A 23,849-nucleotide genomic window follows, 5' to 3' on the forward strand; every position below is an offset into this window, starting at 1 on the left:
GCCCAGCCGCGCGGGGAGCGCCCACCAGGACTACCGTGCCGCCCATGATGACCGGCACCGATGCCCGCCGCCTCGGCCGTGGCCTCGTGCTCGCGAGCCACCCCGCGCCCGCCGCCGTGGTCACCGCCCTGGCCGCCGGGCTCGCCGCTGCCCTCGGGTCCGGAGCAGGCGTCGTCGCGCTGGTCGCCGTGGCCGTCGGTACGGGCCAGCTCTCCGTCGGCTGGTCCAACGACTGGATCGACGCATCCCGCGACCTGGCCGTGCACCGCGCCGACAAGCCCGTCGTGCAAGGGCTCGTCACCGCGGCCACCCTGCGCGGCGCCGCGTTCGCGGCGCTCGCCGTCTGCGTCGTCACGTCGCTGGCGGCGGGCCTCGCCGCCGGGACCGCGCACCTGGTGGCTGTCGCCGGGGCGTGGGCCTACAACGCCCGGCTCAAGTCGACCGCCTGGTCCTGGCTGCCCTACGCGCTCTCGTTCGGCCTGCTGGCGGTCTTCGTCGTGCTCGCCGCGCCCGGCCCGCGCGTCCCCGCCGCCTGGGCGGTGCTCGCCGCCGCGCTGCTCGGCGTGGGCGCGCACGTCGCCAACACCCTGCCCGACCTGGAGGACGACGCCGCCACCGGCGTGCGCGGCCTGCCCCACCGGCTCGGCCGCCGGGCGTCCGGCGTGCTCGCCCCCGCCCTCCTGACCGCGGCGGTCGCCGTCGTGGTCGTCGGGCCGGCCGGGCCCCCGGCACCCGCGGCCTGGGCCGGCGGCGTGGTCGCCGTCGTCCTGGCCCTGGCCGCAGGAGCCGTGGCCGTGACCCGGCCCCGCAGCCGCGCACCGTTCGCGCTGAGCCTGTGCGTCGCCGTCGTGTGCGTGGTGCTGCTGGCACTGGCCGCCCCGGACATCGCCGTGGTGCCCTGAACCCGGTCGGCCCGCCCTCGGCGCGTAGGGTGGAGAACCCGGCGAATCAATGCCCTGACTCGGGAGAAGGTCTCGTGCGATGAGAATCTCGACGTCCCCCCACGACCTCGCGCGCCGGGCCGCCACCGTGCTCGGCTCCGGCCTCGAGGCCAGCATCATCTTCCGTGAGCACGGCGTGTCGGTCGCCGCGGGCAGCAGCTCCGCCGCTGCCGGCCGGTGCGACCAGGCAGAGGCCCGGGCCGAGACCGGACCCTGCATCGACTCCATCAACCTGGGAACGATCCAGGTCGTACCGGTCGTCGCCGAGACGGCCGGCTGGGATGCCTGGCGCGCCCAGACCCTGCGCGAGGGCTTCGTCTCCGCGCTCGCGGTCCCCGCCTTCGTCAACGACGACGTCGCCGTCGCGCTCAACCTGTACTCCCGCGCACCGGATCCCTGGACCAACGAGCTCCTCACCGCGGCGGACGGCTACGCACAGCTCGCCTCAGCCATGGTCGCCCTGCACCTGGAGCTGGCCGAGCTCGAGGACGCCACCGCGGGCCTGTACCGCGAGCTGTCCGACACCGCCGCGGTCGAGCGCGCCGTCGGGGCGATCATGCACTCGAACGACACCAGCGAGAGCGAGGCGAGACGGATCATCGAGTCAGCCTCCAAGCACCGCAACGTCACGCAGCGGGACGTGGCCGAGACCATCCTGCGCGCCCTGGTGGTCACCGACGAGCCCTCGCCCGACGAGCACCCCGGCGCCTGAGCGGACCCCCCAGGCGCCGGGCCGCTCCGGACCGGTCAGACCTCGTTCAGCCGGGGCACGACCTTCTCGGCCAGCGCGGTCGCCCACGGGACCGGGTTCTCGTACGGCGTCGGCATCAGGCCCACGAGCGAGACGCCCAGCGCCCGGTACCGCTCCATGTCCTTCAGGAACGCGTCCGTGTCACCGGTCGCGTCACCCTGGTAGAGCATCGTCTTCTCGATCGCGTCGTAGTCGGTGCCGAGGCGCTCGCAGTGCCCGCGCAGCACGTCCAGCTTGTGCGCGACCGTCGCCAGCGCCTCGTCGCCGGGCCCGCCGAACAGGTTGCACGCCTGCCCGTACTGGGCCACCAGCCGCAGCGTCTTCTGCTCGCCGCCCCCGCCGATCATCACCGGGACGGTGCCGCGCGGCGGCTGCGGCAGGTTGATCGTCTCGGCGAGCTGGTAGTGCTTGCCCTCGAACGCGCCGTCGTTGTCCGACCACATCTGGCGGCAGATCTGGATCGTCTCCTCCAGCCGCTCGAACCGCTCCGCCGTCGGCGGGAACGGCACGCCGAGACCCGCGTGCTCCCGGTCGTACCAGGCCGCGCCGATGCCCAGCATGGCGCGACCGCGCGAGAGCACGTCCAGCGTGGAGACCGTCTTGGCCAGGAGGCCCGGACGCCGGTAGGTGACGCCCGTGACCAGCAGGCTCAGCCGGACGTTCTTCGTCACGCCGGCGAGGTAGCCCAGCGAGGTGTAACCCTCCAGCATCGGCTCGTACGGCCCGCCCGCGTGGAGCATCTGGAACCAGTGGTCCATGACCGTGAAGAGGTTCACGCCGCCCTCGTCGGCGATCTGCGCGGTCTCGGTGAGGCGGTCGGCCAGAGTGGTCTCCCACTCCGGGTGGGTGAACGTGAAGTAGTGCAGCCCAAGATCCATGCCTCCGACCCTAGCACCCGGTTGTCATGCTCTGACGCTCATGTCGTGATCTGCCATCGCCCGCCCGGACCGGGTGAGTTTCGGGCCTGTGGTGGTGCGCCGCCCGGACCCGGCGTTGACTGGAGACCGCGGGGGCCACGCGACGGCACGAGCCGAGGAGCAGCCCCATGACCGACACCGACCGCGTCCCGCCCGAGGTCCTCACGGCCGTACGCGCCAAGCACCGCGCGCTGTGGGCGCTCGGCGACTACCCGGCGGTCGCCACCGAGGTGATCCCCGCGCTGGGCCCCGTCCTGGTCGAGGCCGCCGGCGTGCGGCCGGGCGACCGGGTGCTCGACGTCGGCGCCGGGTCGGGCAACGCCGCGATCCCCGCCGCGCTCGCCGGTGCGCAGGTCGTCGCGTCCGACCTGACGCCCGAGCTGTTCGACGCCGGGCGCGCCGCCGCCGCGGCCCGGGGCGCCGAGCTCACGTGGGCCGAGGCCGACGCGCACGCGCTCCCGTACGACGACGGCGCGTTCGACACCGTGCTGTCCTGCGTGGGCGTCATGTTCGCCCCGTTCCACCAGACCGCCGCGGACGAGCTGGTCCGCGTGGTGCGGCCCGACGGGACGATCGGGCTCGTCGCCTGGACGCCGGCCGGGTTCATCGGCCAGATGTTCGCCGCGATGAAGCCGTACGCCCCCGCTCCTCCGCCCGGAGCGCAGCCGCCGCCGCTGTGGGGCGACGAGGAGCACGTGCGCTCGCTGCTGGGCGACCGGGTCACCGACGTGCGCGCCGAGGTGCGGTCGCTGCCCGTCACGCGGTTCGCCACGGGCACGGAGTTCCGCGAGTTCTTCAAGGCCGTGTACGGCCCCACCATCGCGGTGTACCGCAACGTGGCCGACGACGCCGCGCGCACCGCCGAGCTCGACGGCACGCTCCTGGACCTGGCCGCCCGGTTCCAGGGTCTCGACGGCGCGATGGGCTGGGAGTACCTGCTGTTCACCGCGCGGCGGGCGTGACCCCCCGCCGTCACGCCCGCGAGCGCGCCAGGAGCCAGACGAAGTACGGCGCGCCGAGCAGCGCGACCGCGAGCCCCGCGGGGAGCTGGGCCGGGGCGATGACGGTCCGGCCCAGGGTGTCGGCCAGGCCGAGCAGCACGGCGCCCAGCAGCATCGCGACCGGCAGCACCCGCGCGTGCCGGCCGCCCACCAGGGCACGCGCGGCATGCGGCGCGACCAGACCCACGAACCCCACCACGCCGACGGCGGTCACGCTCGTGGCCGCCAGCACTGCGGCGACGGCGAGCACGACCAGCCGGCTGCGCTCCAGCCGGACGCCCACGAGGCGCGGCGTGTCGTCGTCGAGCGCGAGGAGGTCCAGCTCGCGCCGGACGATCACGGCGAGCGGCGCCGCGAGCGCCAGCGTGACGATCACGGGCAGGACCTGTTCGAGGCTGCGCCCGTAGGTGGTGCCGGACAGCCAGGTGTAGATGCGCGGCGTGTTCCAGGGGTCGGAGCGCAGCAGCAGGAACGTGGTCAGCGCGGTGGTCAGGTAGCCCAGGCCGATGCCGATGAGCACGAGGCGGTCGGCGTGCAGCCCGCCGCGCCAGGCGAGCAGGTAGACGGCGGCGAAGGCGAGCAGTCCGCCGACGACGGCGGCGACGAGCATCGCGCCGTTGCTGGCGGCGACGCCGTTGCCCCAGGTGGTGCCGGCGACGGCGGTGACGACCACGACGGCGCCGAGGCCTGCCCCGCCGGTGATCCCGAGGATGCCGGGCTCGGCCAGCGGGTTGCGGGCGGTGGCCTGCACCATCGTGCCGGACAGCGCGAGGGCGGCCCCGGCGACGACGGCGGCCAGGACGCGGGGCGCGCGCTCGTCGAGCGCGAACCGGACGACGGCGGGGCCCTGCCCGTCGAGCCAGAGGGCGATGTCGCCGGTGCGCAGCCAGGTGGAGCCGGCGAGCAGGCCGAGCAGCGTGACGCCGATCGCGAGGGCGACGCACACGGCGAGCACGATGACGAAGCGGCGGGTGCTGCGCGGCCCGGTCCCGGCGGTCGGCGGCCGGCGGGACGGCCCGGCGTCGCGCAGGCGCCGCGCGAGGACCACCATGATCAGGGCGCCGGCGATCGTGGTCGCGACGCCGGTGGGGACGGCGAGCGCCTCCTCGGCGCCGAGGACGGCGCGGACGACGGCGTCGGCGAGCACCACGACGAACGCGCCGAGCAGGCCGGCGGCGGGCAGCAGGATCGCGTGCCGGTGGAGTGCGGGGACCACGCGAGCCAGGAGCCGGGCGACGACGGGGGCGGCGAGGCCGACGAACCCGAGGGGGCCCGCCAGGGTCACGGCCGCGGCGGTGAGCAGCACCGCGAGCAGCACGCCGATGGCGCGGGTCGAGCGGACGGGGACGCCGAGCGCCCCGGCGGTGTCGTCGCCGAGGCCGAGCACGTCGAGGCGCCGGGAGACGAGGAGGCCGCCGAGGGTGGCCAGCAGGACGACGGGCAGCGCCCGCCAGAACGCCGTGAGGTTGAGCTGGCTCAGGGAGCCGCTGCCCCAGGCGAACAGTCCGGTGGTCTCCGTCTGGAACAGGATGAGCAGTGCGGAGGCCGCGGCCTGCAGGGCCAGCGCGACGGCGGAGCCGGCGAGCACCAGGCGGGTGGACGACGACCCGGCGCCACCGGCCAGCCCGAGCACGAGCGCCGCGGCGGCGATGCCGCCGGCGAAGGCGACGGCGCCCGAGGCCCACAGCGGCACGGCGAGGCCGAAGGCGGCCACGACGACGACCGCGAGGTAGGAGCCGGCCGTCACGGCGAGCGTGTCGGGCGAGGCGAGCGCGTTGCGGGCGATCGACTGGAAGAGCGCCCCGGCCACGCCGAGGGCGAACCCGACGGCCACGCCGGCCGCGAGGCGCGGCAGGCGTGACCCGACGAGGATGTCGCGGACCGCCGACGCGTCGCCGGCGTCCTGCCCGGTGAGCAGGCGCAGCAGGTCGCCCGTGCCCACGCCGGACGTGCCCTGCGTCAGGTGCCAGGCACCGACGACGAGCACGGCCAGCGCGAGCACCACCAGGGCGGCCCCACCCGTCGCCCAGGTGACGGGGCGGGAGGCGGGGGCCTGGGGCAGGGTGTCCGTCGCGGACGGCGACTGCGTGGCGGTCATGGCGTCAGTTCGTGAAGACGTCGACGTACGCGTCGACGATCTTCTCCGCGGAGCGGGGGCCGCCGAACGTCCAGATGTGCTCCGGGAACGCGTGTGCGCGGTCCTCGCTGACGGCGGGCAGGCCGGCCCAGACGTCGTTCTTGGTCAGCTCGGCGGTCCAGTCGTCCGTGCCCTCCTTGGTGCCGGTGTAGAGCAGGGTCGCGTCGCCGACGTCGGTCATGCCCTCGATGTCGGACTGGCCCAGGCCGTAGGCGGGGTCGACCTCGCCGGTCCACGCGTTGGTGAGGCCGAGCTCCTCGCCCAGCTCGCCGACCAGCGAGCCCTGGCCGAACGGGCGGATCGAGACGTTGCCGCCGTCGACCCAGCCGTCGAAGTACACGAAGTCGGTGCTGGCCGGGGCGGCCTCGGCGACCTGCGCCTTGGCGTCGGCCAGGTGCTGCTGGAACTCGTCGGTCACGACGGCGGCGCGCTCGGTGCGCCCGGTGGCCTCGGCGATGATGCCGAAGGTGTCGAGCATGGTCCCGATCGGGTCGGCGGCGTCGGCGCCCTTCGTGGCCAGCACCGGCACGTCGTAGGCCTCGAGCTTGGCGATGATCTCGTCGTCGGGCGTGTAGGCCTCGATGATGACCAGGTCGGGGTCGGCGGCGTACAGGGCGTCGAGGTTGGGCTCGCCGCGCGTGCCGACGTCGGTCACGCCCTCGGGCAGCTCCTCCGCGTCGTTCCAGGTGGCGTAGCCCTTGACGTCGGCCACGGCGACCGGGTCGACGCACAGGCTGAGCACGTCCTCGACCTGCTGCCACTCCAGGACGGCGACGCGCTCGGCGGGCTTGTCGAGCTCGACCGTGCGGTCGAACGAGTCGGTCAGCGTGACGGGGTCGGTCGACGTGGTCACGTCGGCGCAGTCGCCCGAGGCGGCCTCGGTGGGCGCGGACGACGCGGCCGCCCCGGGGTCGGTGGTGCCGCAGGCGGACAGCGCGAGCGGCAGGATCAGGGCGGCGCCCACCAGGGTCGCCTTCTTGCGCAGGGTCATGGGGTCTCCTCGAGCTTCGTGACACGTCGTGTCGGTGCAGTGCCGGGTGCGGCGGGTGGTGCGGGCGCCGACGGCGTCCTGCGGGTCTGGGGTCTACGGGTGGTGCTGGGTGGTGCTGCGAGATCGGGGGTTCAGCGGGTGCGACCGTGGTGCCGCCCGCGCGGGTGCACGCGGACGCGGCCGGTCCCGGGGTCGGTGGTGACGTCGATCGGCAGGCCGTAGGCGAGCGAGAGGTGCTCGGCCGTGAGCACCTGCGCGGGCGGTCCGGCCGCCAGGACGCGGCCCTGGTGCAGCAGGACGACGGCGTCGGCGACCGACGCGGCATGGTCCAGGTCGTGCAGCACGATGCCGACCGCCGTGCCGTGCTCCTCGGCGAGGTCGCGCACCAGGTCGAGCGTCTCGACCTGGTAGCGCAGGTCGAGGTGGTTGGTGGGCTCGTCCAGCAGCACCACGCCGGTCTCCTGCGCCAGGCAGGTGGCCAGCCAGACGCGCTGCACCTCGCCGCCGGAGAGCTGGTCGACGCCGCGGCGGGCCATGCCGGTCACGCCGGTGATGTCCATCGCGCGGTCGATCGCGGCGTGGTCGGCGTCGGTCAGCGGCGCGAACCGCCGGCGGTGCGGGTGGCGGCCGAACGCGACGACGTCGCGCACCTCCAGCCCGGCCGGGTGCGGGCGGGACTGGGCGAGCAGCGTGACGCGCCGGGCGAAGTCCCGCGCCGACAGCGGCGCGACGTCGACGGCGTCGTCGGCCGTGGCGCCGAGGCTGACGGTCCCCTGCTGCACCGGGTGCAACCGCGCCAGCGAGCGCAGCACGGTGGACTTGCCGGACCCGTTGGGGCCGACGAGCGCAGTCACGACACCGGGCGGCAGGTGGACGGCGACGCCGTGCACCACGGTGGTGCGCTGGTAGCCGAGCACGAGGTCGTCACCACGGAGAGCGGTAGGGGCGGTCACGGGAGGTAAGCCTAACCTTATGTCCGGGGTGCCCCCCACGCCCGTCTCATTCCTCACCCGCTGCCCGCCCGCCGACGCGTGTCGATGTCGGACTGTCCACGTACCCTGGTCGGCGATGAGCACAGCCACCGTGGAGGGAGCGTACGAAGGTGCGCTCCGAGCGTTCAAGAACCCGATGCTGGACCTGCTCCACGGGACGTACGCGCCGTTCGTCGTGACCATGCTGGCGCTGGTCTTCACGGCGCAGCGGCCCCAGGTACCGGTGGCCGACGCGCACGCGGAGATCGACGCCGCCCTGGACCGCCTGCGGGCCGCCGGGTACGGCGAGGAGGGCAACGCGCCGCTCCCCGTCGGCAGCTCGCGCGACCTGTGCCGCGGCTGGGTGCGCTCGGGCTGGCTCAAGCGGCACGTGCAGGACGGCGTCGAGGTCTACCAGGTCTCCGCGCACGGCGTCGGCGCCCTCGAGGTCGCGGGCCGGGTCGGCGGCGCGCGCACGCGCGTCTCCGAGTCCCGGGTGCGCACCCTGCTCGACGCCGTCGAGGAGCTCGCGCAGGACGCCGACCCGGACGTGCTGTCCCGGATCGCCCGGCTCGACGCCGAGATCCGGGAGCGAACCGCCGAGGTCGAGCGGCTGGAGCGCACGGGCGCCGTCGAGCCGGTGGGCGACGACCAGCTGCTGGAGGAGGCGGAGAACGTGCTGCACCTCGCGCGCGAGCTGCCGGCCGACTTCGCCCGCGTGGTCGAGTCGATCAAGCAGGTCCAGCGCGACGTCGTCACCGACCTGCGGCAGGACGTGCGTCCCACGGGCGAGGTGCTCCGCGAGTACCTCGCGCGCGGCAAGGACATCATGGAGTCCACGCGGGAGGGGCGTGCCTTCGCCGGGGCGCTCGCCCTGATCGGCCGGGCCGAGCACATCGACCAGCTCGCCGGGAACCTCCGCGTGATCCTGGGCCACCCGTTCGCGGAGCAGCTCCCCGCGCCCCAGCGGCGCGAGCTGCACGAGATCGCGCGGCGCATCGAGCAGGGCGTGCGCGAGGTGCTGCACGCGCAGCAGCAGGCCTCGCACGTCATCACCACCCAGATCCGCAACCACGACCCGCTCCGGGACCGGGAGGTGGACGGGCTGCTGCGCGACGTGATGTCGGGGTTCCAGCAGTGGATGCCCACCTCGCGGCACAAGCAGGCGGTCGAGCCGATGCGGCGCCTGCCGGTGGCCGACGTCGGGCACCTGCGGCAGAAGGCGGACGGCCTGCGCCCGCCCGCTCCCCCGACGCCGCTGGAGGCGTGGGAGATGGGCGTGGTGCCGGACGACGACTCGCGGGCCTGGGGCGGTCCGCACTACGCGGACCTGGAGAAGCACCTGGCCGCGCTGCCCCGCGAGGACGGGGCCGTGGACGTCGCGACGGCGTTCCGGTCCGCGCCCGAGCGGCTGCGGCGGCCGGTCGACCTGCTGGGCCTGCTGGAGATCGCGCACCGGCACGGCATGGTCGAGACGGACGAGGTGGTGACCGTCGAGGCGGTCCGGCCGGACGGGGCACGGCGGCGGTTCGCGTTCGGTGGTGTGGCGATGAGGGACGAGCACGAGGGCGGGACGGCGGATGAGTGAGACGGTGACGGACGAGGCGGGCACCGAGGACGCGGGCTTCATCGAGCCCGCCCCGATGGAGGACGACCAGACCGAGCTGTTCGCGGGCGACCGCGGGCTGCTGGACCCGGAGGTCCGGCGCGTGCTGGTCCGGCTGCTGCAGCGGCGGTTCCTGACGGCGGAGAAGAACCGCGCGCAGTGGAGGACGCTCCTGGAGCACCAGTCGGTGATCGAGTCGCGCCTGCACGACCTGTTCGTGCGCCTCGTCGTCGACCACGACCGCGGGATCGCCTACAAGCAGCAGGTCCGCTCGGGCGAGGTCGACGTGCCGATCCTGCTGCGCGACGACCCGTACAACCGCGTCGAGACGCTGGTGCTGGTGCACCTGCGCACCGTCTACCAGCACGAGGCGAGCTCGGGCGAGACCTCCGCGCGGATCGACCTGGAGGACATCGAGCAGGGCGTGCTCACGTTCTTCGACCTGGACGACAACAACCTCGTGCGCCCGCAGCGCGAGATCCGCGACGCCGTGGGCCGCCTGGCGTCCGAGGGCCTGATCGACGAGGAGTCGACGGGCCGGTACCGCATCACGCCGCTGGTGGAGGTCGTGCTCGACAACAACCGGCTCGCGGAGCTCACGCGCTGGCTCGCCGGGAACAAGGAGGACAGGTCGTGAGCATGATCGAGACGCTGTGGGGGCTGGTCCCGGCGCGTTCGACGGGCCAGCAGTGGGTGGCCCAGACGCTGCAGCTCGTCAACTGGGGCGGCTACCACGGTCACCACCACGTGCGGTTCTCCCCGGGGGCCACGCTGTTCAGCGGCGGCTCGGGGTCGGGCAAGTCCACGCTCATGGACTCCTACATCGCGCTGATCATGCCGCACACCACGCCGTTCAACGGCGCGTCCAACGGCGGCGTGACCGGCAAGCCGCGCGGCAAGGAGCAGCGCAACATCCTGTCCTACGCGCGCGGCAAGCTCGACGAGAAGCGGGTCGACGGCGAGACCCGGGTCCGGGTGCTGCGCGGCGAGAAGGAGGACACCTGGTCGGCGATCGCGATGACGTGGGTCGACCAGGGCGGGGCCACCTTCACCGCCGTCCGTGCCTGGTACGTGCCGTCGTCGGCCCGGACGCTGGAGAACGTCACGGCGGTGCGCGGCACCTGCGACGGGCCGTTCGACCTGAGCGGCCTGGAGGACGCGGCCCGGCACCGGTTCGACCGCCGGGCCGTGACACGCACGGGGCTGACCTGCTTCGAGACCGACCGGGACTACACGGCGCGGCTGCACACCGCGCTCGGCATCGGCGCGAGCGGCGACGGGCACAAGGCCGTGGGCCTGCTCGGCCGCATCCAGGCCGGGCAGCAGATCACCACGGTCGACGCCCTCTACAAGACGATGGTCCTGGAGGAGCCCTCGACGTTCGCCACGGCCGACGGCGCGGTGCAGCAGTTCGACGAGCTGTCCGCCACCCGCGACCGGATGGTCACCGCGCAGCAGCAGGTCCGCGCGCTCGGCCCCGTCCGCGAGCACCGCGCCGCGATCGACCAGGCCGTCGAACGGCTGCGCATGATCGACGCCGTCGGACAGTTCTCGGACCCGGCGGCCCCCGCCGCGCTGTGGCTCGCGGGCCGGCGGCTGGACCTGCTGCGCGCGTCGGAGGCGGACCTCCAGCGGCGCCGCGCCCGCGCCCGGGACGAGGCGACCGAGCTCACCGTGCGGGTCTCGGCGGCCCGGCTGGAGCGCGACGCGGCCCGGGACCTCCTGGGCGCGGCCGGCGGCGACCGCCTGAAGAAGGCGCAGGACGAGGTGGACCGCCTGGAGGCGCGCATCGAACCGGTCGCCGTGGCGCGTGCCCGGTTCGACGCGCTGCTGACCGACGTCGGGGCCGAGGTGTCGGACGCCGCCGGGTTCGACGCCGTCGTCGAGCAGGCGCACCGGGCGCTGAACGACGCCGACGCGCGCGCGGCCGCCCGGCGGCGCTTCACCGAGGCGACCCTCGCCGAGCAGGCCGCGGCGAAGGAGCTGGAGAGCCTGCGGGCGGAGCTGCGGACCGTCAGCGCCCGCAAGGACAACATCCCCTCCGACCTGCACCGCGCCCGGGCCGCCCTCGCCGAGGCGGCGGGCCTGTCGCCGGACGAGCTGCCGTTCGTGGGCGAGCTGATCGAGGTGCGCACGGAGTTCGAGCCCTGGCGCCAGGCGTTCAACCTGGCGCTGGGCGGCTTCGCCACCGAGATGCTGATCGACGTCGCCCACCTCAAGGCGTTCCGCGCCGCGATCAACTCCGTGCCCACCGCGCGCCGGATCCGGTTCCGAGGCGTGCCCACCGGGCGGCGCGACGAGGCCGCCGTTCAGGACCGCACCCTCCCCGCGCGCCTGGACCACCGGCCGACGCCGTTCACCGGCTGGCTCCGGCAGGAGCTCGCCGACCGCTTCGCGTACGTCTGCATCGACTCGCCGGCGCAGTTCGCCCTGCACCGCAAGGCGGTGACGCTCACGGGCCAGACGTCCGACGGCGGGCGCGGCGCCCACGGCGGCCAGGGCGTGACGAACGTGCTCGGGTTCTCCAACGCCCGCCGCCTCAAGGAGCTGGAGGGCGCCGTCGCCGAGGCGGAGGCGGCGCACGCCGCCGCCGTCGGCGCGCTGGAGGCCGCCACGGCGGGGCTCGACTCGTTCGAGAAGCAGCGCGGCACCTACGAGAAGATCGCCGACCTGACGTGGGAGCAGGTCGACCTCGACGCCCTGCGGACCGAGCTGGGCCGCTGGACCGCGATCGTCGAGGAGGTCACGTCGGACAACCCGGAGATCGGGCGGCTGCGGAAGGAGCTCGGCGTCCTGGAGGACCGGGTCACCCGGCTGACCGAGGAGAGCGGCGTCGCCAAGAACCGGGCCGGCGAGCTGGAGGCGGCGTGGGAGCGGACGGCGGACGCCGTCGACACCGCGCAGCGCACGCTCGACACGGCCGAGGCCGACGGGACCCAGGTCGCCGCCGCGCACCGCGAGTACCTCCAGGAGCTGTTCGCGGGCGAGCAGGGCGCCGAGGGCTCCCCCGCCCAGGCCGTCGAACGCTTCGACGCCGCGCTGGACCGCGCCGCGGCGCGGGTCCGGGACGACCAGGGCGAGGCGCAGGCCGCCGTCGGCCGGGGCCGCGCGGCCCTGCACGACATCTTCGAGACGTTCAAGGAACGGTGGCCCAACCCGAACCTCGGCGTCGACCCGGACACGTCCTACGACGACTACGAACGGTTCCTGACCGACCTGGAGAAGAACGGGCTGCACGAGCTGGAGTCGGAGTGGCGCGACAGCCTGCTCCGGCTGTCCGGCGCGGACCTGACCAAGCTCGACAGCGACATCTCGACCGCCGTGCGCGAGATCCGCGACCGCATCGACCCGGTCAACCGGATCCTCGACGGCCTCGACTTCTCCGACGAGCACCACAAGCTGCACATCGAGCTGCGCGACACCGCCTCGCCGGTGCGCTCCCGGTTCCGCGCCGACCTGCGCGCGGTGCGCGAGGCCATTGCCAACGCCCGGAGCGACACCGACCGGCAGCGCGCCTACACCCGCATGGCCAAGGTGGTCGACCGCGTGCGCCGCACCGCCCCCGAGTTCCACGACCTGATCGACGTGCGCAACCACGTGCGGATCAGCGCCGAGAAGCTCACCAAGGACGGCGCGCACGTCGCGGTCTACGACCACATCGGCGAGAAGTCCGGCGGCGAGTCCCAGGAGCTGGTCGCGTTCATCGTGGGCGCGGCCCTGCGCTACCAGCTCGGCGACGCCGGCGCGGAACGGCCGCGGTACGCGCCGGTCTTCCTCGACGAGGCGCTGATCAAGGCCGACGCCCACTTCACCGGCCGGGCGATCAACGCCTGGCGCGGGCTCGGGTTCCAGCTCGTCATCGGCGCGCCGAACGACAAGCACAGCGGCATTGAGCCGCACGTCGACGCGGGCTACGTGGTGCTCAAGGACACCAGCGGCAAGTCGTTCACCCAGCTCACGGTCGGGCTGCCGGACGAGGTAGGGCTGCCGGACGAGGCGCCGGGGTAGCCCGGCGCCTCGTCCGGGCGGACGGCCGTTCGGAGCGGACCGGCCGACCGGGGCCGGTCAGGCCAGGTCCAGCTCCGTGCGCGGGCCGAGGAACGTCGGTACGTCCGGGCCGCCGTCGGGCGCCGGCTCGAAGACCAGCTCCGTGAGCCACATCTGCCGGCCCGGCTCGGGTGCGTCGACCGCGCCGGGCGGCCAGGCGTGGTGGACGTACCAGGTGCGCCCGTCGCGCTCGACGACCATGCCGTGGCCCGGGCCTGCCGCCACCTCGTTCGAGACCATGATCGGGCCGTCCTGCGGCTTCACGTACGGTCCGGTGGCCCGGTCCGAGACGGCGTAGCCCACGCCGTACCGGTCCGAGTCGAACGCGTTGCCCGAGTAGAACAGGTAGTACCGGCCGCCGTGCGGCCAGACGTACGGGCCCTCCACGAGCGTGCCCTCCCACTCCTGGTCCTGCTTCAGGATCCTGCGGGGCTCGCCCTCCAGGCGCAGCCCGTCGTCGGACAGCCGCTGCACGTAGATCCACGTGTCGACGCCCACGTGGTTGCCGTCGTTCTTCCACAGCAGCCAGCGTGAGCCGTCGGCATCGGTGAACGGCGAGGCGTCGATCGAGCCGCCCTCGGTGTCCTGGCAGAGCAGCGGCCGGTCGGCGTCGTCCCGGAACGGGCCGTACGGCTCGTCGGCCACGGCCACCCCGACGGCCTGCACGTCGGTGAGCCGGTCGTGCGCCGTGTAGTACGCGACGTACCGCTCGCCCACGACCGCGACCTCGGGCGCCCAGTCCCGTCCCGGCGCGATCCACGACGCCTGCTCAGGCATGCCGTCCCCCACCAGCTCCCAGTGCACCAGGTCCGTGGACCGCAGCACCGGCAGCGTCTCGACCCGGTTCCTCGTCGCGTACGCCCAGTAGGTCCCGTCGACCTCCAGGACCGCGGGATCGGGAAAGTTGGAGCCGTACACAGGGTTCGTCGCCATCGTCTGTCCTGCCCTCTCGCTCGACACGCGGGTCATACGCGGACCCGTCGACAGCGCACCAGGCTAGGAAAGATGTCCGGGCCGCGCCGGGGTGTCCACGGCGTCCCGCTCGCGCCGCCGTGTCGCGCCGCCGTGTCGCGCCGCGCCGGAGTGGATATTGTTGCTCAGGGCAACTCGGCGAGATGATCGAACCTCTGCAACGATCGATCTCGGCCGCAGGGTGTGGAGGCGGCCGATGGTTGGCTGGATCTGCCCGAGGGGAAGTTCGTATGACCAAGCACGGGATCGTCAGGACGATGTTCGGCGCCGCGGGGGTCGCCGCACTGCTCGTCACCACGGGATGTTCGGCGAGCTCCGCCGACGACGAGGCGGCGTCGGGCCCGGCGTCCGCGTCCGCCTCGTCGACGAGCTCGACGCCGTCCGCGTCGGCGGGATCGCCCTCGGGTGAGGCGCCGGACGAGACGTCGGAGCCCGGCGCGACGGAGAGCGCGACGGACGGAACGGGATCGACGGACGACGCCGGCGCCACCGAGGGCCGCTGCCAGACGCCGGAGCTCGCGGGCAGCCTCGTCCCCGTGGAGGGCGGCGCCGGAGCCGGGCACTACGAGATCGAGGTCGTGCTGAAGAACGAGGCGCCGGACGAGTGCTGGCTGCAGGGCTGGCCGGGCGTGTCCTTCGTGGGTGACGGCGACGGCACCCAGATCGGCGAGGCCGCGACGTTCGACCGGTCGAGCCCGCACGAGACGGTGACGCTCGCGCCCGGGGACGCGGCGCACGCCGTCGTCCGGGTCTCGAACGCCGAGAACTACGGGGACGAGTGCGGGCAGACGCCCGCCGACGGGCTGCGGATCTACCCGCCGGGCGAGAAGCGCTCCCTGTTCGTCCGGAACGACCAGCTCACCCTCACGGCATGCGCCGACTCGGACGAGTCGCTGCTCCAGGTCCAGGCCCTCCAGCCGGCGAGCTAGGACCGGCCAGCAGGGGCAGGTCCGCGAGGGCTACCGGCCCGCGCGCCCACCGCCCGCCAGGGGGAGGTTCTTGCGGGAGCTGACCGCGACGATCAGCAGGCACAGCGCCGCGGCGGCCGCCCCGAAGCCGAACATCTGGCCGTACGACCAGGTCGTGTGCAGCCACGCGAGCACCATCGGGGCGAAGAACCCGAGGTAGGTCAGCGAGTAGAAGACGGCGGTCAGGCCGGCGAGCTGACCCGGCCCGGCGATGCGCGCGACCTCGCTGAGCCCCGCGACGAGGCCCAGCCCGTAGCCGGTGCCCAGCACCACGGCCGCGAGCACGCCGAGCGGCAGCGACGGCGAGATCGCCGCCCACGCCGCGAGCGCCATCCCGACGGCGACGATGCTCAGCGCGACGACCGACGCGCGGGCCGACGCCGGGGTGTCGATCCGCCGGGCCACGGCCTGCATGCCGATGCCGCAGCCGAGCGAGAGCACCGTCATCCCGCCGGCGAACGCGATGGGGATCTCGCCCGCGTGGTCGGAGAGCAGGGCGGGCAGCACCGCGTACGCGCTGCCGCCGCAGCCGAAGACCCAGGGCGCGAGCGGCACGACGACCCGCAGGAAGCGCCGGTGCCCGACGGCGGTGATGCGCAGGTCGTCCCGCAGCGGCGCGCGGTCGTCGCGGTGCAACCCGGGGTTCGTCTCGGGCACGCGCAGCAGCCACCCGCCCGCGGCCAGGGCGCCGACGGCGTGCACGACGTAGGCCAGGTGCGTGGGCCAGGGCCCGAACTGGGCGAGCATGGCGGCCACGCCCGCGCCGAGCAGGAAGCCGACGGTGAGCGACAGGGAGCCTCGGCGTGGGCCGGCGGCGCGGTCGCCCGTGCGGGCGCTGAGCTCGGTGATCCAGGTGCTGCCCACTGCCATCACCAGCCCGAGCGCGACGCCGCACAGCACGCGGCCGGCGGCGAGCAGGAGCGGGCTGGTCGGGTCGAGGGCGAGCACGAGGGAGCCCAGGGCTCCCACGGGCGCGGCGGGCAGCAGGAGCGGACGACGGCCGTGCCGGTCGGACAGCGGCCCGCCGAGCAGCAGCGCCGGGACGATGCCGAACACGTAGGCGGCCAGCAGCGCGTCGACCGTCACGTCGCCGAGGTGCCCCTGCTCGCGGTACATCACCAGCAGCGGGGTGAACTCGTTGCCGCCCCAGGCGATGGCCAGCAGCACGGCGGCGACGGGCCACCAGGTACGCGGTCCCACGGGGAGGTGTTCGGACGCAGGCGTGTCCCCGGGGAGCGAGTGTGGCATGACCACATCCTCCGTAATGGATGCCCGGGTGAACAACCTGAGGAGCTGTGAGGGTGCGCACAGGTGCCTCTGGGGGGCGACGACGCAGCGGGGAGGGTTACGGAGAGGTAGCACTGCTAGCTCTCCGTAACCCTCCCCGCTGAGTGGGCTTCACCCCGCCTCGGACGGGCTACTTGCTCCCGGCCGGGTCCACCGGGCTCGCGTTCGCGTCCGCGTCGGCCTCAGCGGCCTTGTCGACGTCGCCCGCCTCGGCGTCCTCGTCCGCGGGCTCGCGGCCCGGCGCGTAGACCGACAGCTCGGGCTCCGGGTGGCGGCGGCCCTGCACCACGATGATGACGATGCCCAGCAGCACCGCGACACCCGACGTCCAGATGTTCGCCGGGACCCCCAGGGGCGCGTCGCTCGTGGGGTCGATCCGGATGGACTCGAGCCAGCTCCGGCCCAGGCCGTACCAGATGAGGTAGAGACCGAACATGCGGCCCCAGCGCAGGCCGGCCCCGGGGGTGCCGCCGTCGGCCGCGAGGGCCTCGTTCCGGCGCACCACGCGCCGCTCGACGTACAGGAGCACCGCCACCCCGATGAGGTTCCAGATCATCTCGTACAGGAACAACGGGTGGAACAGCGTCCCCGCGGGCGTGCCGTCGGGGAACATCGGCGCGTCGGAACGGATCTCCAGGCCCCAGGGCAGCGTGGTCGGCAGGCCGAACAGCTCCTGGTTCACGTAGTTGCCGAGGCGGCCGATCGCCTGGGCCACCAGCAGGCCGGGCGCGAGGGCGTCGGCGAACGACCAGAAGCGCAGGCCGGAGATGCGGCACGCGATCAGGACGCCGACCGCGCCGCCGAGCAGCGAGCCGAACAGCGCGTTGCCGCCCTCCCAGATGCGCACCCAGGCCCAGGCGTCGACCTCGGGACCGGTGAAGTCGTCCAGGTGGGTGAGCACGTGGTAGATCCGCGCGCCGACGATGCCGATCGGCACCGCCCACATCGCGACGTCGACGGCGAGCCCGGGGGCGGCTCCGCGCGCGCGGAGCCGCCGGTCCGTGATCCACGCGGCGGCGACGATGCCCGCCAGGAGACACAGGGCGTAGGTGTGGATGGTGAGGGGGCCCAGGCTGAACTGGGACCACACCGGGTCAGGGCTGGGGATACTGGCCGGAAGCACGACCTGAAGGTACCGCGATCCGGCCCCGACGTGGGCATCGACCGGCGTGCCGCGCCTCGCGCCGCACCCCGAGCCGTACGCCGGGCCGGCGGCTCAGCGCTTGCGCTTCTCGCGCACCCGCACCGAGATCTCGATGGGCGTGCCCTCGAAACCGAACGTCTCGCGCAGGCGGCGCTCGATGAACCGGCGGTAGCCGGCCTCGATGAACCCCGTGGCGAAGATGACGAACCGCGGCGGACGCGTCGAGGCCTGCGTCGCGAACAGGATGCGCGACTGCTTGCCACCACGCAGCGGGTGCGGGTGCGCGGCCACGAGCTCACCGAGGAACGAGTTGAGCTTGCCCGTGGGCACCCGGCGGTCCCAGGACGCGAGCGACCGCTCGATCGCCGGCACCAGGCGCTCGCTGTGCCAGCCCGTGCGGGCCGACAGGTTGACGCGCGGCGCCCACTGGATCTGCACCAGCTCCTTCTCGATCTCGCGCTCGAGGTAGGGGCGGCGGTCCTCGTCCATGAGGTCCCACTTGTTGTACGCGATCACCAGCGCGCGACCGGAGTCCACGACCTGCTGGATCACGCGGATGTCCTGCTCGGTCAGCGGGGCGGACGCGTCCACCAGGACGACGCCGACCTCGGCCTTCTCGATGGCGGCAGCCGTGCGCAGCGACGCGTAGAAGTCGGCGCCCTTGGTCTGGTGCACACGACGGCGGATGCCGGCGGTGTCGACGAACCAGTACGGGATGCCGCGCAGCTCGATCAGCTCGTCGACCGGGTCCCGCGTGGTGCCGGCGACCTCGTCGACGACGACGCGCTCCGCGCCGGCGATCTTGTTCAGCAGCGACGACTTGCCGACGTTCGGCCGGCCGACGAGCGCCACGCGGCGCGGACCCGAGGGCCGCAGCGTGCCGTGCGCCGACTTCGTGGGCAGGGCCTTGACCGCGGCGTCGAGCAGGTCGCCCGTGCCGCGACCGTGCAGGGCCGAGACCGGGTACGGCTCCCCCAGGCCCAGGGCCCAGAGGTAGGTCGCGTCCGCCTCGCCCGAGGCGCCGTCCACCTTGTTGGCGCACAGCACGACGGGCTTGCCGGAGCGGCGCAGCAGCTCCACGACCCGCTCGTCGGTCGCGGTGGCGCCCACGGCGGCGTCGACGACGAAGACGACGGCGTCGGCGAGGGAGATCGCGACCTCGGCCTGCTCCGCCACCTTGGACTCGATGCCGGCGACGTCGACCTCCCAGCCGCCCGTGTCCACGAGCATGAACCGGCGGCCGGCCCACTCGGCCGGGTAGGAGACGCGGTCGCGCGTCACACCCGGCTTGTCCTCCACGACCGCCTCGCGGCGGCCGAGGATGCGGTTCACCAGGGTCGACTTGCCGACGTTCGGCCGCCCGATGATCGCGAGCACCGGCAGGATCTGCTCGGCCTCGGACTCCTCGTCGGACCACTCGGAGTCCAGGAGCGCCTGGTCCTCCTCGTCGAGCTCGAACTCCTCGAGGCCGACGCGCAGGGCGCGCTCGCGCGCGACGTCGTCCTCGGTCTCGGTGAGGTCGAGGTCGGGTGCGACCGGGGCGGCAGCGTCCAGGGCAGCATCGTCTCGGGCCGCCGCGTCCAGGGCAGCCTCAGATGCAGAGGAGTCGTGGGTCATGCCCCCATTGTCGCAGGCCCCGCGCGCTCAGGCCGACCCGCGGGCATATGACCTGCGTCGCTCCTCAGGCGGAAGGCGCGACCTCGCGTCCCGTCACCTGGGTGACGACCGCCAGCACGGCGTCGACCGTCTGCTCGAAGTCGAGGTCGCTGGAGTCGACGGTCACGACGCCGTCCGCGGCGACGAGGAACTGCGTCACCTTCGCGTCGTCCTGGTCGCGGCGCAGCACCTGGTCCTTCGTGGCCTCGACGGCGCCGGCGTCGGCGGCGCCGTGCACCTCCAGGGAGCGGCGGCGCAGGCGCGCCTCCTCCGAGGCGGTGAGCAGCACGCGGACGTCGGCGTCGGGCGCCACGACCGTGGTGATGTCGCGGCCCTCGGCCACGATCCCCCGGCCGGCGGCCTGCACGGCCCGGGTCACGTCGGACTCCTGGTCGATGATCGCGCGCTGGAGCCGCTTGAGCTCGGCCCGCACGTCGAGGTTGGACGCCACCTTCGACACATTGGTCGTGACCTCGGTGCTGCGGATCGTCACGGCGACGTCCCGGCCGTCCAGCTCGACGCCCGGCGCGGCCGGGTCCAGCCCCATGACCAGCGGCATCGCCCGGACCGCGGTGGTGACCGACGCGGCGTCCGCCAGGTCCGCCGTCTCCATGCTCCACACCGTGGCCGCCCGGTACATGGCCCCCGTGTCGAGGTAGGCCAGGCCGAGCCGCGCGGCGACCGCCTTCGACACGCTCGACTTGCCGGAGCCCGACGGTCCGTCGATGGCGATCACTACAGGGCTGGTCACAGGTTCGCTCACTTCCGTTGAGTGCTGGGTATCTGCGCTTCGGAGTGCTCGTCAGCCACAAACAGCCAGCACTCAGCGGGAGAGGTTACAGGTCGACCGCGTTCATCAGGGTGCCGAGCTCCGTGCGGCCGAGCACGCGGGTGCGGCCGGCCTTCAGGTCGCCCAGCGGGATCGGGCCGATCCGGGTGCGCACCAGCCGCGTCACGGGGTGCCCGACGGCGTCGAACATCCGGCGCACGATCCGGTTGCGGCCCTCGTGCAGGACGACCTCCAGCATCGCGAAGCCGTCGATCTGCTGGAGCACGTGCACGGCGTCCATCTTGGCCGTGCCGTCCTCCAGCTCCACACCCTTCAGGAGCTCGCGGCCGATGCGCGGGTACACCTCGCCCTCGACCGTCACGAGGTACGTCTTGGCGATCTCGTACTTCGGGTGCGACAGGCGGTTGGCGAGCTCGCCGTCGTTCGTCAGGAGCAGCAGGCCCTCGCTGTCCGCGTCGAGCCGGCCCACGTGGAACAGGCGCTCCTCGCGGTTCCTGATCAGGTCCGCGACCGTCGGGCGGCCCTTGGGGTCGTCCATCGTGGACACCACGCCCAGGGGCTTGTTCAGCGCGATCGTCACCTTGGCCTGGTCGAGCTGGATGCGCAGCCCGTCCACGTGGATGACGGCGGTGGCGGGGTCCACCCGCACGCCCAGCTCGGTGACGAGCTGGCCGTCCACCTCGACGTGCCCGTTCGCGATCAGCTCCTCGGACGCGCGGCGCGAGCCCAGCCCCGCCTGCGCGAGCACCTTCTGCAGGCGCACACCGTCCTCGACGTGCACGTCCCGGGCCGGCTCCGTGGGCTTCGCGGGCCGACGGCGCGGCTGGTTCGCCTGCGCGCGGCTCTTCGCGGAGCTGCCCCCACGGAAGTTCTGGCCCTGCCGTCCACCCTGCTTGCCGGACTGGCCACCGGATCGGTTGCCGGACTGGCCGCCCGATCGGGCGGGACGGCGGGGCTGCTGCCCGTCACCGGACTCGCGGCGGCTCCCGCCGCGGCGTTCGTTGCTCATGATTCGTCTCTCGGTACGTCGGAAGATCTCGGAAAGGGGCGCGCGCGAAACCCGTCGTGCAGGCCTCGGGCAGGACTAGGAGTCCAGCCCGTCGAGGCCGTCGATCATGTCGAGATCCGGCAGGTGCGGCGCCAGCGGGGGCAGCTCGTCGAGCGACGAGAAGTCCATCCGCTCCAAGAAGTATCCCGTGGTTCCGAACAGAACCGCACCCGAGCTCGGGTCCTGACCGATCTCGGCGATCAGCCCGCGGGTCAGCAGGGTGCGCACGACGCCGTCGACGCTCACGCCGCGCACCGCGCTCATCTGGCCGCGCGACACCGGCTGACGGTACGCGATCACGGCGAGCGTCTCCAGCGCGGCCTGGCTCAGCTTGGCCGACTGGCCGTCCAGCACGAAGCGCCCCACGGGGTCCGCGTGGGCGGTGGACGAGTAGATGCGCCACCCGTCCACCGTGCGGCGCAGCTCGAACCCGCGCGGGCGGGAACCGAGGTGGCCCGCGTACTCGTCGGCCAGCTCGTGCAGGATGTCGTCGGTCTCGTCCTGCGTCAGGTTCAGCGCCGCCGCGATCCGGTCCGCGCCGATCGGGGCGTCGGCCACCATGAGCACGGCCTCGACCGCCGCGTGCGCGCCGCCCGGGAGCGTGTGCACGTCGACGACGGGCTGCTCCTCGGCCGCGGGTGGCGCGGGGGCCTCAGGGGCGGCGTCCGCCGGCGGGGCCTGTTCCTCGACCGTCATGCTGTCGCCTCCGTTCCGGGCTGTGCGGTGTCCATCTGGCCGTCCTCGTCGAACTCGCTCGGGCCCGCCTCCGGGTCGAGGTACTTCCCGCCGTCGTCGGGCCCGGCCGTCCACCGGACCGTCAGCTCGCCCAGCGGGCTGACCTGCTCGAACCCGACCAGCGCGTCGCGGAACAGCTCCAGCAGCGCCAGGAACCGGGCGACGGTCACGAGGCGCTCCGTACCGGCGGTGAGCGACCGGAACGTGACCGAGTGCTCCTCCCGCAGGCGCCGGACGATCACGCCGGCCTCCTCGCGCACGCTCACCGCGGAGCCGTGCAGGTGGGCCAGGCCCACCACGGGCGGCGGCTTGGGCGCGAGCACCTTCGCGGCCAGCTCCGCGAGCCGCTCCCCCGTCGTGTCCCAGACCAGCTCCGGCAGGATCGCGGCCAGGTGCGGCTCGAGCGGCGCCAGGCGAGGCACGCGGCGTCCGGACGACGCCATCTGCTCCGCGAGGACCTTCGAGACCTCCTTGTAGGCGCGGTACTGCAGCAGCCGCGCGAACAGCAGGTCGCGCGCCTCGAGCAGCTCCAGGTCCTCCGCGTCCTCGTCGACGACGCCGGGCAGCAGGCGCGCGGCCTTGAGGTCCAGCAGGGTCGCGGCGATGACCAGGAACTCGCTGGCCACGCCGAGGTCCCACGACTCGTGCACCTCGCCGCGCTCGGCTGCCTCGCGGGAGGCCCGCTCCGCCTCGCGGATGTGCGCGACGAACTCGTCGGTCACCACGGCGAGCGCCACCTCGGTGACGTCCATCTGGTGCTTCGCGATGAGCGACAGCAGCAGGTCGAACGGGCCCTCGAAGTTGTGCAGCCGCACCTGGAACATGCGGGACGACGACCGCTCGGCGGGCTGCTCCTCGGGCGCCGGTGCCTGCTCGGCCGTCAGCGCCCCGGGCTCCGCCTCCGGGGCGGAAGCGGCCTCCAGTACCTCGGGCACCACGGCGGGCAGCACCTCAGGCAGCGTCGCCACGGGCCACGAGCTCCCGGGCGAGCTGACGGTACGCGGCGGCACCCGGGTGACCCGGGGCGTACGCGGTGATGGGCTCGGCGGCGACCGTGGCATCGGGGAACTTCACCGTGCGCCCGATGATCGAGTGCAGCAGCGTGTCGCCGAAGGCCTCGTGCACCCGGGCCACGACCTCCCGGGAGTGGAGGGTGCGCGAGTCGTACATGGTGGGGAGGATACCGTCGATCTCCAGGGCGGGGTTGAGCCGGTCCCGCACCTTCTCGATGGTCTCCACCAGCAGCGCGACGCCGCGCAGCGCGAAGAACTCGCACTCCAGCGGGATCAGCACGCCGTGCGCCGCCGTCAGGGCGTTGACGGTGAGCAGGCCGAGGCTCGGCTGGCAGTCGATGAGGATCACGTCGTAGTCGTCGATCACCGGACGCAGCGCACGCGCGAGCACCGACTCCCGGGCGACCTCGCCCACGAGCTGCACCTCCGCGGCCGACAGGTCGATGTTCGCCGGCAGCACGTCGAGGTTCTCGATGCCGGACGGGATCAGCACGTCCTGGACGTCCACGCCCCGCTCCATGAGCAGGTTGTAGATCGTCAGGTCGAGCTCGTGCGGGTTGACCCCGATGCCGACCGACGCGGCGCCCTGCGGGTCGAAGTCGACCAGCAGCACCTTGCGGCCGTACTCGGCCAGGCACGCGCCGAGGTTGATCGTGGTCGTGGTCTTGCCGACCCCGCCCTTCTGGTTGCACATCGCGATGATGCGCGCCGGGCCGTGACTCGCCAGGGGCGCCGGCACGGGCAGGTCGGGCATGACCCGCCCCACGACGTCGCGCACGATCTCCGAGTCCGTGGGTGCACCGCCGACGACCGTCTTGCCGAGAAGAATGTCGGTCATCGTGCTCGCTCCCTCCTGGCTGGGTGCCTCGCTCAC

At 73.7% G+C, this 23,849-nt stretch carries 20 protein-coding genes; 7 read left to right on the top strand and 13 right to left on the bottom strand.

Annotated features, from left to right (window positions below; genetic code table 11):
- Positions 1–44: 44 nt before the first annotated feature.
- Positions 45–902 carry a UbiA family prenyltransferase gene (locus QRN56_RS07885; protein ID WP_285102260.1) on the top strand — a complete coding sequence of 286 codons (858 nt, stop codon included), beginning with the start codon at positions 45–47 and terminating at the stop codon, positions 900–902.
- A 79-nt stretch (positions 903–981) separates the two neighbouring features.
- Positions 982–1,653, top strand: coding sequence for a GAF and ANTAR domain-containing protein (locus QRN56_RS07890; RefSeq protein ID WP_285102261.1), 672 nt, complete (start codon positions 982–984; stop codon positions 1,651–1,653).
- Between the two features lie 35 nt (positions 1,654–1,688).
- Here the strand turns inward: QRN56_RS07890 and QRN56_RS07895 are convergent, their stop codons facing one another.
- Positions 1,689–2,570 carry an LLM class F420-dependent oxidoreductase gene (locus QRN56_RS07895; protein ID WP_285102263.1) on the bottom strand — a complete coding sequence of 294 codons (882 nt, stop codon included), beginning with the start codon at positions 2,568–2,570 and terminating at the stop codon, positions 1,689–1,691.
- 167 nt (positions 2,571–2,737) lie between these two features.
- On the opposite strand from QRN56_RS07895, the gene QRN56_RS07900 reads away from it, so the two are divergent.
- Positions 2,738–3,571 (top strand): class I SAM-dependent methyltransferase, encoded by an 834-nt coding sequence (locus tag QRN56_RS07900; protein ID WP_285102265.1) that lies wholly within the window; start codon positions 2,738–2,740, stop codon positions 3,569–3,571.
- A 10-nt stretch (positions 3,572–3,581) separates the two neighbouring features.
- Here the strand turns inward: QRN56_RS07900 and QRN56_RS07905 are convergent, their stop codons facing one another.
- From QRN56_RS07905 to QRN56_RS07915, 3 genes are all read right to left on the bottom strand, one after another.
- Positions 3,582–5,708: an iron ABC transporter permease gene (locus QRN56_RS07905; RefSeq protein ID WP_285102266.1), complete on the bottom strand. Its 2,127-nt coding sequence runs from the start codon at positions 5,706–5,708 to the stop codon at positions 3,582–3,584.
- 4 nt (positions 5,709–5,712) lie between these two features.
- Positions 5,713–6,738, bottom strand: a complete 1,026-nt coding sequence (locus QRN56_RS07910) for an ABC transporter substrate-binding protein (RefSeq protein WP_285102267.1) — start codon at positions 6,736–6,738, stop codon at positions 5,713–5,715.
- Positions 6,739–6,869: 131 nt separating this feature from the next.
- Entirely contained in the window at positions 6,870–7,691 is an 822-nt protein-coding gene (locus QRN56_RS07915) for an ABC transporter ATP-binding protein (protein WP_285102268.1), read from the bottom strand.
- 115 nt (positions 7,692–7,806) lie between these two features.
- Here QRN56_RS07915 and QRN56_RS07920 point away from each other — a divergent pair, with 115 nt between their 5' ends.
- The 3 genes from QRN56_RS07920 to QRN56_RS07930 are packed head-to-tail and all read left to right on the top strand — an operon-like array spanning position 7,807 to position 13,323.
- Positions 7,807–9,297 carry a DUF3375 domain-containing protein gene (locus QRN56_RS07920; RefSeq protein ID WP_285102270.1) on the top strand — a complete coding sequence of 497 codons (1,491 nt, stop codon included), beginning with the start codon at positions 7,807–7,809 and terminating at the stop codon, positions 9,295–9,297.
- Positions 9,290–9,952 (top strand): DUF4194 domain-containing protein, encoded by a 663-nt coding sequence (locus QRN56_RS07925; RefSeq protein WP_285102272.1) that lies wholly within the window; start codon positions 9,290–9,292, stop codon positions 9,950–9,952. Before QRN56_RS07920 ends, QRN56_RS07925 begins: the two co-directional genes overlap by 8 nt.
- Entirely contained in the window at positions 9,949–13,323 is a 3,375-nt protein-coding gene (locus QRN56_RS07930; protein ID WP_285102273.1) for an ATP-binding protein, read from the top strand. The genes QRN56_RS07925 and QRN56_RS07930 overlap by 4 nt, the downstream gene beginning before the upstream one ends.
- Positions 13,324–13,380: 57 nt before the next feature.
- On the opposite strand, the gene QRN56_RS07935 is transcribed toward QRN56_RS07930, so the two are convergent.
- Positions 13,381–14,295, bottom strand: coding sequence for a glycoside hydrolase family 43 protein (locus QRN56_RS07935; RefSeq protein WP_285102275.1), 915 nt, complete (start codon positions 14,293–14,295; stop codon positions 13,381–13,383).
- 269 nt (positions 14,296–14,564) lie between these two features.
- On the opposite strand from QRN56_RS07935, the gene QRN56_RS07940 reads away from it, so the two are divergent.
- Entirely contained in the window at positions 14,565–15,263 is a 699-nt protein-coding gene (locus tag QRN56_RS07940; RefSeq protein WP_285102276.1) for a DUF4232 domain-containing protein, read from the top strand.
- Positions 15,264–15,293: 30 nt separating this feature from the next.
- Here the strand turns inward: QRN56_RS07940 and QRN56_RS07945 are convergent, their stop codons facing one another.
- From QRN56_RS07945 to QRN56_RS07980, 8 genes are all read right to left on the bottom strand, one after another.
- Entirely contained in the window at positions 15,294–16,550 is a 1,257-nt protein-coding gene (locus tag QRN56_RS07945) for an MFS transporter (RefSeq protein ID WP_285102278.1), read from the bottom strand.
- Between the two features lie 169 nt (positions 16,551–16,719).
- The gene (lgt, locus tag QRN56_RS07950) at positions 16,720–17,712 is read right to left on the bottom strand and encodes a prolipoprotein diacylglyceryl transferase (protein WP_285102279.1); all 993 of its coding nucleotides are present in this window, start codon (positions 17,710–17,712) and stop codon (positions 16,720–16,722) included.
- 93 nt (positions 17,713–17,805) lie between these two features.
- Entirely contained in the window at positions 17,806–19,350 is a 1,545-nt protein-coding gene (gene der / locus QRN56_RS07955) for a ribosome biogenesis GTPase Der (RefSeq protein ID WP_285102280.1), read from the bottom strand.
- Between the two features lie 64 nt (positions 19,351–19,414).
- Complete coding sequence (gene cmk / locus QRN56_RS07960) at positions 19,415–20,152, bottom strand: (d)CMP kinase (RefSeq protein ID WP_285102281.1); 738 nt, start codon at positions 20,150–20,152, stop codon at positions 19,415–19,417.
- Positions 20,153–20,225: 73 nt separating this feature from the next.
- Complete coding sequence (locus QRN56_RS07965) at positions 20,226–21,188, bottom strand: pseudouridine synthase (protein WP_285102282.1); 963 nt, start codon at positions 21,186–21,188, stop codon at positions 20,226–20,228.
- Between the two features lie 75 nt (positions 21,189–21,263).
- Positions 21,264–21,923 (bottom strand): SMC-Scp complex subunit ScpB, encoded by a 660-nt coding sequence (gene scpB / locus QRN56_RS07970; protein WP_285102283.1) that lies wholly within the window; start codon positions 21,921–21,923, stop codon positions 21,264–21,266.
- On the bottom strand, positions 21,920–22,930 hold the full coding sequence (locus tag QRN56_RS07975) for a segregation and condensation protein A (RefSeq protein ID WP_502928764.1): 1,011 nt from the start codon (positions 22,928–22,930) through the stop codon (positions 21,920–21,922). The genes scpB and QRN56_RS07975 overlap by 4 nt, the downstream gene beginning before the upstream one ends.
- On the bottom strand, positions 22,914–23,813 hold the full coding sequence (locus tag QRN56_RS07980; protein ID WP_285102473.1) for a ParA family protein: 900 nt from the start codon (positions 23,811–23,813) through the stop codon (positions 22,914–22,916). The genes QRN56_RS07975 and QRN56_RS07980 overlap by 17 nt, the downstream gene beginning before the upstream one ends.
- Positions 23,814–23,849: the final 36 nt, after the last annotated feature.

The sequence above is a fragment of the Promicromonospora sp. MEB111 genome (assembly GCF_030209445.1).
Taxonomy (GTDB): domain Bacteria; phylum Actinomycetota; class Actinomycetes; order Actinomycetales; family Cellulomonadaceae; genus Promicromonospora.

Bases quoted from the DNA above. Each gene is read 5' to 3' on its own strand.
- QRN56_RS07885 (WP_285102260.1), top strand. From the start codon at position 45: ATGATGACCGGCACCGATGCCCGCCGCCTCGGCCGTGGCCTCGTGCTC.
- QRN56_RS07890 (WP_285102261.1), top strand. From the start codon at position 982: ATGAGAATCTCGACGTCCCCCCACGACCTCGCGCGCCGGGCCGCCACC.
- QRN56_RS07895 (WP_285102263.1), bottom strand. From the start codon at position 2,570: ATGGATCTTGGGCTGCACTACTTCACGTTCACCCACCCGGAGTGGGAG.
- QRN56_RS07900 (WP_285102265.1), top strand. From the start codon at position 2,738: ATGACCGACACCGACCGCGTCCCGCCCGAGGTCCTCACGGCCGTACGC.
- QRN56_RS07905 (WP_285102266.1), bottom strand. From the start codon at position 5,708: ATGACCGCCACGCAGTCGCCGTCCGCGACGGACACCCTGCCCCAGGCC.
- QRN56_RS07910 (WP_285102267.1), bottom strand. From the start codon at position 6,738: ATGACCCTGCGCAAGAAGGCGACCCTGGTGGGCGCCGCCCTGATCCTG.
- QRN56_RS07920 (WP_285102270.1), top strand. From the start codon at position 7,807: ATGAGCACAGCCACCGTGGAGGGAGCGTACGAAGGTGCGCTCCGAGCG.
- QRN56_RS07925 (WP_285102272.1), top strand. From the start codon at position 9,290: ATGAGTGAGACGGTGACGGACGAGGCGGGCACCGAGGACGCGGGCTTC.
- QRN56_RS07935 (WP_285102275.1), bottom strand. From the start codon at position 14,295: ATGGCGACGAACCCTGTGTACGGCTCCAACTTTCCCGATCCCGCGGTC.
- QRN56_RS07940 (WP_285102276.1), top strand. From the start codon at position 14,565: ATGACCAAGCACGGGATCGTCAGGACGATGTTCGGCGCCGCGGGGGTC.
- QRN56_RS07945 (WP_285102278.1), bottom strand. From the start codon at position 16,550: ATGCCACACTCGCTCCCCGGGGACACGCCTGCGTCCGAACACCTCCCC.
- der (WP_285102280.1), bottom strand. From the start codon at position 19,350: ATGACCCACGACTCCTCTGCATCTGAGGCTGCCCTGGACGCGGCGGCC.
- QRN56_RS07965 (WP_285102282.1), bottom strand. From the start codon at position 21,188: ATGAGCAACGAACGCCGCGGCGGGAGCCGCCGCGAGTCCGGTGACGGG.
- scpB (WP_285102283.1), bottom strand. From the start codon at position 21,923: ATGACGGTCGAGGAACAGGCCCCGCCGGCGGACGCCGCCCCTGAGGCC.
- QRN56_RS07980 (WP_285102473.1), bottom strand. From the start codon at position 23,813: ATGACCGACATTCTTCTCGGCAAGACGGTCGTCGGCGGTGCACCCACG.